Below are 12,360 nucleotides of genomic sequence, written 5' to 3' on the forward strand. Positions count from 1 at the left end.
ATCTGATCTATGGCTGCATGGAAAAAACGATTCCATGCCTGCAGAAAATATTAAGTCTCACCCACTATTATACATGAAACAGGGCAGCTATTTCGAGTTAAATGAATATGTGAAAAATCATATGACAGCTTTATATTGATGCCCTTCAAGCCATGCTGAAAAGAGACTTCTAATGGAGGGGCAGCAGGCTGTCCCTTTTTAAGCCAGGCGTTTTTCAGTCAGCATGGGTCCTTAAGTAGTCAGCAGCTTTTCCTGGATCAGTTGTTCTCAGGACCGGCTTTTCAAAGCTAAAAACAATAAAATAGGGGGCCTGCCGGACTTCCAGGTCAGAATATAATCGCTGAACTGTATCCAGATTTCTAAAGTTCACACGCTTGGCGCCAGCTTGATAAACATCCTCAGTAACGCCCAGGTCTGACTGGTCGTTTTCTCTTATAGCCAGGACCGTAAATTCACCTGCTTCTTCAGCCAGCAGTTCCTGGTATTCAGTCTCCTCTTCAACATTCAGGCTTAATGTATATTCTGCCTGTCCCTCTTCTTCCCATTTTGCCTTGATTCTCACCGTTACGGGGCCAGGCTGGTTGGAGAGAGTATACGATCCATCTGTTACCGGCTTTTTTCGGTCATTTCCATAAATCGTGTCTATCACAAAGTAATCAGGCTCATTCCTTGTCCCGAATTTTACCGCAATTTCAGAGCGTGGTTTTACTTCTGTCATAGAAGCTGCATTCGCCCTTTTCACTGCCTGCGTCTCACCATTCCAGGTATATCCGCGGAGATCTGCATCTACCTTCTCCCCGTTAACCATTACCACCGGACTTGGAGGATGCTTCTCATTTGAGATTTTAACAGCATCCATCAGCAGCATAATGGCCAGTGCTGCAAGAATTCCTATCCCTATTACCAGCTTTTTCTTTTTCGGCACGAAACACACCTCTTAATCTATTCTTGTACTAATGAGCAGTTTACCATATTAAGGGGCTTAATATGGGTGACTTTTTTACCGGAAGGTTCCGTGTGAATTATTTTCCCAATGTATAAGGAGCCAGAATATCTCTCACCTTGTTGACAAAGCTTTGCCCTGCTCCCCAATCAAAGCTGATCAGGCTTTCCGCACTTCCCGCAGAAATGCATCTCACTTTGTTGTCTCCTCTAAGGTTTTCCATGATAACCGTCAGTGCCGCTCTTCCTCCCGTCCGGAAGTAGTACTTCTCAAACACAAGGACACAAAGCTCGGCATCTTCCGCAGGCGTATGGTACTCTTCATGAATTTTATCTCTGTTCAATGTACCAGATTCCAGCAGCTTCATTGCGCATTCAAAAGGAGTTATAGAAGTCTTGATTTCTGATAAGTGATTCATAGCGTTCCCTCCTGTCTGCCTGTATTACGAACTGAAGAGGGAAAAGGTTCCAGCCATTGGAAAAGAGGATCCGTTCAGGTCCCCTGGTTTTCCCAACTATAGTAATCCGGATCAGCTTTCAAATTCCTTTATATACCCGATTTCTTCAACTATTTGCTGCCCTTGCTCACCCTGCATCCATTCCAGGAACGGAGTGATGTTTTCCTTGGGATTGGATTTAAGTGTAATGGCGTACAGGGAGGCGGTGAATGGATATTCCCCAGAGGCAATATTTTCCGGGCTCGGATCCACACCATCTATCGCCAATAGTCTGATGTCTGTGCTTCCATTCATTCCTGTGGCGAAGAAGCGAAAGGAAAATCCGATAGAATTATCATAATTCCGGTAATCCGCAACCTGCTCAATAATGCCGCCCATGCCCTCAGGGACCTCTTCCTTCAACGGTTCCATGATTGGTGTATCACCCATGATTTTTTCCAGGAGCGTCTGGCTTCCTGAATTTTTTGGCCGCTGAAACGCAATGATTTTGCCGCTGCTTCCGCCAACCTCCGACCAGTTTTTTATTTTTCCTGAATAAATGTCTTTTACCTGTTCAACAGTAAGGCTTTTAATGCTATTTTCCGGGTTGGCAAAGAATACGAATGCCTCTTTTCCAATTGGGGTCATCACCAGTTCCTTCCCTGCATCTTCTGCCATATTCCGCTGCTCAGCGGAGGGCTCAGCACCGAAGTAAATATCCGCCTCTCCCGACAGGAGGCGCTCATAGGCGTAGATGGTGTTAGTGAAGCTCACCACTTCCTTTTCCAGAGAAGCTTCCCGGACGTTTTTATAAACTGCATTCGCAAAGGCTGAATATACAGGGAATGCCGCTTCTGCTCCATCCAGCACAGGCATGGAATCAGCATCCGAAATGGAAAAATCAGCTCCTCCCTCTAGTTTCGGAAGCCGGTTGTTCGTATTGGTTATATCATAGGGTGTCAAATCTGTGCTTGAGTAGCCGCCAGCATAGTCGAAACCATAAGAAGGGAGGACGGTTCTGCTCCGCTCCCAATGGATGAAAGCTCCGCTGCCTATTGAGAGCGCGAATACTATAGATAGAATGATAGCCTTCTTTCTGGGAATCATCTGAATGGCATTCTTCCTCTTAATCATTGAAACTGCAATAGGCATCAGGAACGGCATCTCAAATGCAAGCGGTGCCCATAAGAAGGTCCGCCCTTCGCCCATGAGGGAGGAGATGATGAATATTGGGGCAAAGGGAATATGAAGGATAGCATAAAACAGCCAGGATTCGTGGCCGGAAAACCCTCCTGTCAGTATCATAAAAACCGCCCAGATGACTGCTGTATATACGAGCGGTCCACAGGCAAGAAGCCAATCGTTCTCGTTTAGCTTCCTGCTTTTAAATGTACCAATCAGCAGTCCGCCTGCCGCCAGAACGATAATCTGCAGGAGAAAGGCATAGTCCGGCCAGGCCCCCAGGAAAAGGAAAGACAGCATAGATAGAAGGAACGGGGCAATCCCAAAATACAGAATCCATTTACCAGGCATTCCAGCACTTCCTTTATTTTAAAATTAGTGTAATTTTACACTTTTAACTAAATTTTTACAATAACAAATAAAGATGAACAGCAAAAAAACTCAGCTTCATGCTGAGCTTCTTTGCTTAAACCGATTTAGTTTAACCTTTTAAAATCGAGAGGGATCACCTATGCCAGACCGGCTGCCGCCAACTGAATAAAAGATGATCAAACAGCCTGTTTTTATTTTGCAAGCTCATAAATAGCCCGTGCATAGATGGCTGCCGCCTTCACCAGATCATCCACTTCAATGTATTCGTCTTTCTGGTGGGCAGTCATCTCTTTCCCAGGGAAGCAGGCGCCAAAAGCGACCCCTTTTTTCATGAACCTGGCGTAGGTGGCTCCGCCTGTTGACAAAAGAACCGGCTCTTCCCCGGTCTCTTCCTGATATGCCTTTTGAAGGGCTTCAATCACAGGGTGCCCCGGGGCCACGTAATGGGGCTGTGACTCTCTGTATTCATCCAGGTCAAACCCCTGTGACTCAGCCGCTTCCGCCAGCCTGTTTTTCAGGTCTTCATAATCGGAGGAAACCGGACAGCGGATATTCAGCTGTACAAAGCTTTCACCAGCCTGGTCAAAGGAGATGATGCCCGGATTGACTGTCAGCGGACCGGATACATCATCTTTGTATGAAATGCCAAGCCTGTGGCCATAAAAATCTCCATGGAGAAGCTTTAAGAAGGAAAGGAATTCCGCTCCTGTCTGCTGCACATCCAAATCCGCCAGGAAAACGGCAAGCAGGGTCCCGGCATTCACACCTTTGAAAGGCTCCATCCCATGGGCTGCAGTTCCATACAGATTGAAAGTAGCGACATCATCAGTTATGGCAACATCTCCGCGGACGCCGTTTACATCACAGAAAAGGATAAAGTCTTTTTCCAGCTGTCCGGCATCAGGCCCGGCCACACTGGCAGAAGCACTTTCAGGCACCATATTAATGCGGCTGCCCGATTGGAAGGACAGCAGTGACAAGAGCCTATCCTGCCCCTGTTCTTTCCTGCCGGTCCCAATTGCCAGTTTGGCATTCATCTGCCCCTTTTCAGCATTAATAATCGGAAAAACCGCATCAGGAGCAAAGCCTTCCTCCGGCATAAGCTCTGCTTCTGCATAATGGCGCATGCAGCTCATCCCGCTCTCCTCATCTGTCCCGAAAATGATCCGGACATTTTTCCTTAACTCAAGCCCTAGTTCCCGGATCATTCTCAATCCATAAAAAGCGGCAAGTGTCGGACCTTTGTCATCTATGCTTCCCCGCGCATACAGCCTGCCGTCCCTCACCTCAGGCTCAAATGGCGGTGTTGTCCATTCGCCGGGGGCCGGAACGACATCCACATGGCAAAGAATGCCGATTGTTCCCTCTCCGCCGCCTTCCAGCTCAGCATGTCCGGCCATACCATCCACATTTTTCACCGTAAAACCTGCTTCTTCAGAAAGCTTCAGCATATATTCAAGTGCTTCGCCAATTTTATCCCCCATCGGCCTTTCTTCAGTTGCCGTGGATAAATCTTTGATGCTGGCAATTTTTAATATTCCAATCAAATCCTTCATCAGATCATTTTTCCGTACCTCTGCTTCCCTTTGCCAATCAATCATTTTCTATTGCCTCCCGGTTCTGATAATAAGCGGCGCAAATCAGGCCAAAATAGGTGGGCGCTTCGAAAGAGAGCAGCCTGCTGTCCCGTTCCTCCTGCGGGATGGCCCCTGCCAGGATAAGTGTCTGCCAGATCCCGTCCGGCTTTGCATTCTCCACAAGCTCCGGATCGAACAGCGCAAGATCTTCCAGCCTCCCGGACTCTATCAATTCTGCAGTACGGCGGTCCAATTCCTCCGCAGCCGGATGATAGCCATATGGCCCTTCGCTGTCATGAGTATGAGACCAGTCACAGCTGGCGATCAGGCCGGCTTTTCTCCCTGATTCCCCGGCTGCTTTTCTAATTGCCTTGCCGAAAGCGATATGCTGTTCATAGGTTATTTCCCTTGAAGGAGTGATGACCACAACCGGCACCTCAGGCATAAATCGCAATGGTACGATTGCACCCCAATCGAGGGGAAGGCAGGATAGCGGGCCGGCACTTGTTCCGTAATTGATTCCGGCTGCAGGAAGCCCTCCCGCTTCGGCCTCCGCAAGGATAGAGGAAGCAAGCATCAGATCGGTTTTTCTCTCCATTCGGAAAGAAGCTTCATTCTCCTCCGCTTCCCCCTCCAGCCTTTCAGATACAGCCACTGAGAACTGTCCATTGATGCGTGTGCCATGGGGTGTCAGAACAATCAGGCTGTCAGGACGGGCTTCATCCATCAAAGCCCCGAGCCTCTCCATACTCTTTCTTGTCTTTTCCATGCGGTCCGGCTTTTCACCTTGCAGTTCAGGTATGATTTCTCCTCCATGCGGAGTGATGCAGGCAAATACAAACGGGTTCATCAGTCTCTTCCCTTCGTGTGATCTATTTTTCATTAGGACATCTGTTACTCTGAAGCGAAACTATATTCAGGCAAGACACCTGCTGCTTCTTTGCACTCATCTCCTTTTCACATGTATTCTTATATTAAAACTAACCCAGCTGCAATTTTCTGTCTATTCTTTTCCTATTTTGCACCTCCCTCCTTTCCTCTGGATGCAATAAGGTTAGCAGCATGTCCGGACGGGAATAATACAATGGCCCAGCAGGCTCAAAGAAATAGAGGTGATCCGTAAATGCTATTTTTGGATAAGCAGCATGATCCTTGCCGCAATAAAGAACTGATAGATAAGTTTAGCCAGGGACTTGATACTAAAAGGCTTACCGAGGACACAGACAGGCTGTTTAACGAGAGAAGAACCCCTTCCGGCCCGGGCCACAGCGGAAAAACGCCTGATTACGGCAAAGGGTTTTTCAAGAAATTGATCAAAGCGGCAGAAAACCTGGTCCTGACCGCAGACCGGAAAAATGAAGAGACCGATAGTACAATTGTGGATGAATCCGGCATTGCCGCCCCTCTCTGGAAAAAGAAGCTTGACCAGGAATATACCCGGCTATTCCAGGCCTTAGAAAAAGAGGTTTGCGTTAAAGAATGCGGAGCAGCTGGAGATGGGATAACCGATGATACAGAAGCCTTCAGGCGCGCCATCGGCAGAGGCAAGGCTAAAGTGAGCATTCCGGCCGGCACCTATCTGGTGTCGGGCATTCAGCTCCCTTCATGGACTATCCTGCAGGGAGAAGGGAAAGGCCTGACAGTCATTAAGCTCCTTGACCAGTCTCCTAAGGCGGCAAGGCTGGTGACCAATTCAAATCATTGGAAGGGAAACCATCATATCCTTGTCGAGAACCTGAGCCTGGACTGGAACGTCGAAAGGCTCGGCAATGAGACTAAAACAAGCACCTGGGGAAACCACTCCAGCTGTCTTACGTATGCAAACATCAGGTATGGATGGGTGAAAAATGTAGAAGCCATCAATCCCGGCCTTCACTGTTTCGATATTTCGTCCACTCTCTATAACTACTCAGGAGATGGCTACCGCGCACGCGGAGGCAGCCGCTATGTCTGGCTGGACAAGCTGAACGGCTATGGATTTGGAGATGACGGGATTACCACCCATCACAGCGATAATATCCTGATCTCCAACTGCCATATGTGCGATCCAAGCGGCCGCACCCACAAAAAAGGCTTCTCTAATTCAAACGGCATTGAAGTCGATGATGGCTCAAGAAACGTCTGGCTCGTCAATAACTCATCAGCACGATGCTTCGGCGGGGTGGAGATCAAGGCACACCATAACTCTTCAGCAGCCTCTGATGTCCAGATCATCGGCCACCTTTCAGTCAATGATAACCGCTCCTTTAACTTCCGCCACATCGGCCACCATAAAGCCGGCGATCCGGAATCGCGGACCGCCCGCAATATCAGGGCAACAAAGATAGTGAGCATACATCCAGTGCATACAGACCTTTATGCCGGCTCTGAACCCAGGGGATTGGTTGTATCAGCTTATAAAAATGTTGTGATCAACCAATTCACGCTGATAGGCGACCCTGAATATGACTATGCCGGCAACCCAATCATTGCCATCCAGTACAGAGCGAGGAATGTCGTTCTGAACCGCCTGGCCATTCAGGGCTTTAAACAAGCAGGAGTGGATATTAAAGTGTTCGGCGGAGCTCAGCGGGCTGATCATGTAGAGATCAGCAAAACCTCCATCCAAGGGTCTGCAAAGCAGGGAATCCAGATTGGCGAAGGCATCCGGCATGTCAGCGTTTCGGAGGTACGGGCAGAAGGAGAGAACGGCAGGTTCGGTCTGGCTGATAACAGTGAACATGCCAGTATTGAAGATGTGCACGCAGAAGGCTACAAAACCCCTGTAACTGTAGGAGGCAAAAAGCACGGGATGGCATAAAGCAGCAAATAAATCTTTCAGGGTTATTATTTGCAGGAACCGCATAAAGCTGAATCCAAAGCCCCTCTCCATCCGTAGAGTAGACAGCGAACAAAAAAGGAGTGGTTTTTATGTGGTTCCTCGCAGGTATACAGGTATTTGTTATTGTGCTTTTTTCTATTCTCGGATGGGCCATCCGCTATAAAAAGAACTACTGGCTCATTTCTGGTTTTGCCGGACGTCCCGCAGCAGAACAGGAGGAACTCATTCAGAATAAAATGCCCCAGAAAACGGGCGGCCTCCTGCTGGCGACGGCAATAGGGATGCTTATCCTTCTTCCACTTGCCTTTACGGGCTTCACATATGCAATGGAAGTCCAAATTGGCTTTATGCTTCTTTTCCTCCTCGGCGGCAGCATCTATTTGTCCAAGTTTGAAATTCCCCGCAAAAGAAAAAGAATGTATTGGTTCACCAGCATCCTCTCCTTCGTCGTGATTGGATTCATCAGCGGCCTTACCTATCTCGGCTATCAAAAGCCGGATCTCGCAATCACAGAAGATACGTTTGAAATAACAGGCATGTATGGGGATGAATGGCCAATTGAGAGTATTACGAAACTAGAACTGCTTGAGGAAATGCCGGAGGTTACCTGGAAGGAAAACGGCTTTGGCCTGTCAACCCTTGCAAAAGGCCGATTTACGGTAAAAGGCTATGGAAGCAGCCTTCTCTTTATCCACAAAGAAGCCCCCTATATTTATATTGAAATGGGAAGAAAACATATCTTCATCAATGGGGAGAACGAAGAACAGACTTTAAAATGGCATGAACAGCTGGCAAACAGTTTCGAGTAAATGCTGCCGGCTTTTTCTCAGAACAATGGCCGCAGGTTCCGGATTCTTCTCCGAACCTGCGGCCATTGCCTTTTCCTTTCCTTATCCAAACTCCTGGACAAGGAACAGCATAGCAAGGAGCCCGAGTACAAAAGCATAAGTTGGAATTTTCTCTTCCTTCCTTTCATTGCTGTCAGGGATCAGCTCTTTAAAGATCACGAAAAGCATAGCCCCGGCCGCAAAGCTCAGGCCATATGGAACAAGGCCATCCACCTTTGATGCCAGAAAGTAGCCGATCGTCCCGGTAACAATTTCGACCGCTCCCGTAAGAGCGGCAATCAGGAGGGATTTAATTCTTGAGATATTTTCTGAGAGTAAATAAATGGCGACCAGGAACCCCTCGGGGGCATTCTGCAGACCGATAGCCAAAGCAATGATCGTTCCGAGATTATCTTCGCCCGATCCGTAGCTCACCCCCACCGAAAGGCCTTCCGGCAAATTATGAAGCATGATTGCAATGACGATGATAAGCGTTTTTCTGTCGATGCCTGGATTAAAGCGTATGTCGCCGGCATCCAGCTCCGAAACCTTTGAATTCACATAGTTCAGTACAATTGTACCGGCAAGCATCCCTATTGAGAGCACCAGTAAATTAGAGGCCTTAAGTGCCTCTGGGATAAGGCTGAAAGCTGTCGCTGCCATCATGACCCCTGAAGCAAATCCCAGCAGGATGCACTTCAATTTCCCGTTAATTTTATCTAAAAACAGGATTGGAACAGCGCCCAATCCTGTTGCCATTGCAGATAGTATAATGCCAATGATAGAATTGTCCATTTCAGCCCTTGCCTTTCCTCACCAATGTCCGCTGCTCCTTTACTTCCCCCGGGTCGATTATTTCTCACCAGCACCGGAAATGATGGCTGCAGCAATCGATAATCCTTCTGAAATTCCCTTTACATAAGCTTCCTTTTCTTTGCTCCCCTTTTCGATAGCCAGCTTGATCTGTTTATCTTCATAGAGCTTTTTCTCATCTTCCAGAAGTTTGATGATCTGGTCGGTCCCTTTACCGTCCATGCTGCTCAGCTCCATTTCATGTTGGATGTTGGCCATATATTTCCCTGGATTACAGCTATTTTATTGAATCAGTATGAAGCAATTTTTTCAGGATTTTACCAATCATTACCCGCTTGCCACCCTTTTAAGCATGATTATTTTTGGTATTAATTCCCTTGCTCACAGGAAAATATTTGGGTTTATGCCCGGGCTGGCCAGGCTAAGTAATGGATATACCAACACCACAGAAGGAGGATGAACAATGGAACATGTTAAAGCACTTATCATTAAATTTGTTATGATTGCTGTTGTATTAGGCATCATTCTAACCGGCTTTTTCGATATCAGTTTCACAGATTCCCTGCTCATTAGTGTGGTTCTGACCATTTTGGCTTATATTGCCGGCGACCTGTTAGTCTTCCGTACAACAGGAGACCGTTCAGACCAGGGAAGAAGAAACCTGATTGCCACTATTTCAGACGCGGTGCTCGCATTCCTGGTTATTTGGTTTATGGGCAATAACCTTGTTGCCAATGACAGTGACATCATCACCGCTTCCATCATTAGCGCAGTCGTCATTGCAGCTGGAGAATGGTTCTTCCATAAGTACCTGGACAGCCATGTATTCGGTGAAAAGCATAGAACAGATGCCTATTAATTAAAGGCTGTGTGAAACAAAGCCTCATACGAATAAGCCCTAAAATTAGGATATTAACCTAAAAAGAGTCCCGGGATTATCTCCCGGGACATTCTTATATGCTTAGGCAGCCCTATTTGAAATACTTGCTGTCAATGGCCGACAGGGATTCCTCGGCATAATAGAAGTTTGGTATATTCATTTTATCCGGCATCGACAGCTCACCTGCTTTCTCTTCAATATATTGCAGCCACTCCTGCTCAAGCTCCCTGCTGTTTTTGCCGTATACTTCATACAGCTTTTTCTCCAGATTGTTCTGGTTATAGATTTTCTCAAACCTCTCTAAACCATATACATCTATAAGATAGGTGACAAATGATCCTGCTTCTGTGTAAGAAATCCACTGCAGGGCAAGATAGCCTTCTTCTTTGAAGGACGGACGGAAAAACTGGTCATCAGTATCTTCACTTATCAACCTTTCCAAAGGGACTCTTTTATCCTGGGAAGCTAAATAATTCACCACTTTGTGTGCAGGGTATCCTGTTTTTCCATATTGGTTTTCCATATGGACCGCATAGCCCTCCTGCGTGAAATAGCCCCGGTCTGAACCAAAATCGCTGCCATAGCCGAGCAGACTGTGGGTAAGCTCATGCACCAGGGGATGCTGATTGTTCCTGATTCCATATAAGACGACTTCATCCTTGAACCCCCAGGAGGCATCAAATCCATCTTCCAGATAAATAGTGATCCTTTTAGCCGGCTCATAATCTGTAAGAATGGAATCTCTCACCTTATTATAGGCATCAGACAACTCTAATTTAAATTGTTCTTTCTTCTTTTCTGTTATGCCTGCATTATCTATAATCTTGAAGGTCATTCCATCCTTTGTTTTGACTATATCTGTTCCGGTTTGCGGAGAAGCTGGTGCTTCAGCAGCTTTTCCTTTTGATTCCAGCCTGGCTTCCTCATAGCCTTCCGCTTCTTTGTCAGAGCAGCCTGCGGCCAAAAAGCAAGCACCTAAACAAAAAGCAATTATCCTCTTCATGTAATGGCCATTCTTATTCACCAGCATACACCTCTTGCCTGCCTATGTATTTTTTTTCAGAATTCTATTCACTATCAATGGAAGCTCTTTTAAACTATCCACCTTATAATCTGCAGGTGGTTCATCCCAATGCGGATCTATTTTCCAAACAGCCTCCATTCCACAGCTTTTGGCCGCTTCTGCATCGTTAACCGGATGGTCTCCGACAAACACACTCTCATGCGGAGAAACGCAGAGCCTGTCCATCGCTCTGTGAAAAATTTGAGGATCCGGCTTGCTGATGCCTTCACGCTCCGAAATCAGAATCACTTCAAAATATTCCTCAATTTGAAGAGCCTGGATGCTCGCCATTTGGAAATCCCATCTGCCATTCGAAATAATCCCCAGCTTAAGCTGCATATCTCTCAGAGCAGACAAACATTCAGTTAAATAAGGAAACGGTACACAGCTTTGGTGGAAATGATCAAGATAATCCCTTAATAGATCTTCAGCCGCAATCCCTTGAAAAGTAAATTCCGCTTCCATCTGCTGATAGACTTTATCTTTCCAGACATATCCCCTTGCATCCAGTTCTTTGAATCTATTCGTGAACACAGCTTGCGGGATATGGCTGAGTTTACTGTAATATCTCTGATACTGCTGAATTGAAAATTCTTTGATAGAAGCTTCCCGGTCCAGCAGGGTCCCATCCAGGTCAAAGAAAACTGCTTTCATTACAGCTCCTCCCGATTACTTCGTTTCCCCCATTTTACATCCCTTTCTCCTAAATGGATATATTTTCCTTGTTAAATTAAATAAAGCTGCCTGGTCAGCAGCTTTCTCACGACTATAATATCTCCGCCCAGCCTTTGTTAAGTATATATACACCAAAGCAGGCATAAATCAACACAGCAATAAAGAGGATCCAGTAACCCTTTGTATCCGGCCTGATTGGCGCGCGGTAAGCTCTCGGAATAAAAAACTCGCCCACAAATCCCATTAAGCGGAGGAAAATCCAATAAAGGGAATAAGAGTCCCAATAATCCCAGCCATTGCGGAAGGCGATGAAGCCCACCAAATCCTTTAAAAGAACTTCAGCGGAAAATACTAGAGTGATGCTGATAAAAAAGAAAGGAAAAGTGTTTTTTTCAGGTCTGTATCTTATCAATAATAACGCCAGGAAACTGAAGCTTACGGCTGCTGCCGGCAGGACTTCTTTCATAGGCAGAGCATAGCGGTAAAAGCCCATCCGGAAAAACAATACACATAATAGACCGGCAGATATACTGCTCAATATAAACATGATGCCATAGCGGAGAATGCTATATCTTATTAAATACAGGCTGCCTGCACCGGTGGCAATCAGGACGGTCCATAAAATGGCATAATGGACTGCTGTCTGGCTCATATAAATGCTCCTGCCGTCTTGTGTCTTAATAGCAATTATTGTCCCGCACTATCCTGATATCATACCTGCATCTACCCCATTTCCTGTGAAGCAGCAGTCTCTCACATGTCAGGAATTCA

At 46.6% G+C, this 12,360-nt stretch carries 13 protein-coding genes; 3 read left to right on the plus strand and 10 right to left on the minus strand.

Annotated features, from left to right (window positions below; genetic code table 11):
* Positions 1 to 214 precede the first annotated feature (214 nt).
* The 5 genes from ACQCVH_RS14045 to ACQCVH_RS14065 form a co-directional block, all read right to left on the minus strand.
* A complete protein-coding gene (locus ACQCVH_RS14045) occupies positions 215 to 925 on the minus strand; it encodes a hypothetical protein (protein ID WP_426836285.1) in 711 nt (236 codons plus the stop codon).
* 97 nt (positions 926 to 1,022) lie between these two features.
* Positions 1,023 to 1,361 (minus strand): DUF6054 family protein, encoded by a 339-nt coding sequence (locus ACQCVH_RS14050; protein WP_426836286.1) that lies wholly within the window; start codon positions 1,359 to 1,361, stop codon positions 1,023 to 1,025.
* Between the two features lie 111 nt (positions 1,362 to 1,472).
* Positions 1,473 to 2,912: a PstS family phosphate ABC transporter substrate-binding protein gene (locus tag ACQCVH_RS14055; protein ID WP_426836287.1), complete on the minus strand. Its 1,440-nt coding sequence runs from the start codon at positions 2,910 to 2,912 to the stop codon at positions 1,473 to 1,475.
* A gap of 212 nt (positions 2,913 to 3,124) precedes the next feature.
* The gene (gene pepV / locus ACQCVH_RS14060; RefSeq protein ID WP_426836288.1) at positions 3,125 to 4,534 is read right to left on the minus strand and encodes a dipeptidase PepV; all 1,410 of its coding nucleotides are present in this window, start codon (positions 4,532 to 4,534) and stop codon (positions 3,125 to 3,127) included.
* Positions 4,527 to 5,393: a DODA-type extradiol aromatic ring-opening family dioxygenase gene (locus ACQCVH_RS14065; protein WP_426836289.1), complete on the minus strand. Its 867-nt coding sequence runs from the start codon at positions 5,391 to 5,393 to the stop codon at positions 4,527 to 4,529. The genes pepV and ACQCVH_RS14065 overlap by 8 nt, the downstream gene beginning before the upstream one ends.
* A 240-nt stretch (positions 5,394 to 5,633) precedes the next feature.
* On the opposite strand from ACQCVH_RS14065, the gene ACQCVH_RS14070 reads away from it, so the two are divergent.
* Positions 5,634 to 7,310 carry a glycosyl hydrolase family 28-related protein gene (locus ACQCVH_RS14070; RefSeq protein ID WP_426836290.1) on the plus strand — a complete coding sequence of 559 codons (1,677 nt, stop codon included), beginning with the start codon at positions 5,634 to 5,636 and terminating at the stop codon, positions 7,308 to 7,310.
* A 110-nt stretch (positions 7,311 to 7,420) separates the two neighbouring features.
* Positions 7,421 to 8,140 (plus strand): DUF3784 domain-containing protein, encoded by a 720-nt coding sequence (locus tag ACQCVH_RS14075; RefSeq protein ID WP_426836291.1) that lies wholly within the window; start codon positions 7,421 to 7,423, stop codon positions 8,138 to 8,140.
* 81 nt (positions 8,141 to 8,221) lie between these two features.
* Here ACQCVH_RS14075 and ACQCVH_RS14080 read toward each other — a convergent pair whose 3' ends face one another.
* Positions 8,222 to 8,953, minus strand: a complete 732-nt coding sequence (locus ACQCVH_RS14080) for a ZIP family metal transporter (protein WP_426836292.1) — start codon at positions 8,951 to 8,953, stop codon at positions 8,222 to 8,224.
* 57 nt (positions 8,954 to 9,010) lie between these two features.
* A complete protein-coding gene (locus ACQCVH_RS14085) occupies positions 9,011 to 9,229 on the minus strand; it encodes a hypothetical protein (RefSeq protein WP_009792375.1) in 219 nt (72 codons plus the stop codon).
* A 205-nt stretch (positions 9,230 to 9,434) separates the two neighbouring features.
* Between ACQCVH_RS14085 and ACQCVH_RS14090 the strand changes: the two genes are divergently transcribed.
* Complete coding sequence (locus ACQCVH_RS14090; RefSeq protein ID WP_426836293.1) at positions 9,435 to 9,830, plus strand: YndM family protein; 396 nt, start codon at positions 9,435 to 9,437, stop codon at positions 9,828 to 9,830.
* Positions 9,831 to 9,942: 112 nt separating this feature from the next.
* Here the strand turns inward: ACQCVH_RS14090 and ACQCVH_RS14095 are convergent, their stop codons facing one another.
* From ACQCVH_RS14095 to ACQCVH_RS14105, 3 genes are all read right to left on the minus strand, one after another.
* Positions 9,943 to 10,815 (minus strand): gluzincin family metallopeptidase, encoded by an 873-nt coding sequence (locus ACQCVH_RS14095; RefSeq protein ID WP_426836294.1) that lies wholly within the window; start codon positions 10,813 to 10,815, stop codon positions 9,943 to 9,945.
* A gap of 81 nt (positions 10,816 to 10,896) precedes the next feature.
* A complete protein-coding gene (locus ACQCVH_RS14100) occupies positions 10,897 to 11,568 on the minus strand; it encodes an HAD family hydrolase (RefSeq protein ID WP_426836295.1) in 672 nt (223 codons plus the stop codon).
* 112 nt (positions 11,569 to 11,680) lie between these two features.
* Entirely contained in the window at positions 11,681 to 12,241 is a 561-nt protein-coding gene (locus tag ACQCVH_RS14105) for a hypothetical protein (RefSeq protein ID WP_426836296.1), read from the minus strand.
* Between the last annotated feature and the right edge of the window lie 119 nt (positions 12,242 to 12,360).

Source organism: Bacillus infantis (assembly GCF_050107595.1).
Taxonomy (GTDB): domain Bacteria; phylum Bacillota; class Bacilli; order Bacillales; family Cytobacillaceae; genus Bacillus_AB; species Bacillus_AB infantis_C.

Bases quoted from the DNA above. Each gene is read 5' to 3' on its own strand.
- ACQCVH_RS14050 (WP_426836286.1), bottom strand. From the start codon at position 1,361: ATGAATCACTTATCAGAAATCAAGACTTCTATAACTCCTTTTGAATGC.
- ACQCVH_RS14055 (WP_426836287.1), bottom strand. From the start codon at position 2,912: ATGCCTGGTAAATGGATTCTGTATTTTGGGATTGCCCCGTTCCTTCTA.
- pepV (WP_426836288.1), bottom strand. From the start codon at position 4,534: ATGATTGATTGGCAAAGGGAAGCAGAGGTACGGAAAAATGATCTGATG.
- ACQCVH_RS14065 (WP_426836289.1), bottom strand. From the start codon at position 5,393: ATGAAAAATAGATCACACGAAGGGAAGAGACTGATGAACCCGTTTGTA.
- ACQCVH_RS14070 (WP_426836290.1), top strand. From the start codon at position 5,634: ATGCTATTTTTGGATAAGCAGCATGATCCTTGCCGCAATAAAGAACTG.
- ACQCVH_RS14075 (WP_426836291.1), top strand. From the start codon at position 7,421: ATGTGGTTCCTCGCAGGTATACAGGTATTTGTTATTGTGCTTTTTTCT.
- ACQCVH_RS14080 (WP_426836292.1), bottom strand. From the start codon at position 8,953: ATGGACAATTCTATCATTGGCATTATACTATCTGCAATGGCAACAGGA.
- ACQCVH_RS14085 (WP_009792375.1), bottom strand. From the start codon at position 9,229: ATGGCCAACATCCAACATGAAATGGAGCTGAGCAGCATGGACGGTAAA.
- ACQCVH_RS14090 (WP_426836293.1), top strand. From the start codon at position 9,435: ATGGAACATGTTAAAGCACTTATCATTAAATTTGTTATGATTGCTGTT.
- ACQCVH_RS14100 (WP_426836295.1), bottom strand. From the start codon at position 11,568: ATGAAAGCAGTTTTCTTTGACCTGGATGGGACCCTGCTGGACCGGGAA.
- ACQCVH_RS14105 (WP_426836296.1), bottom strand. From the start codon at position 12,241: ATGAGCCAGACAGCAGTCCATTATGCCATTTTATGGACCGTCCTGATT.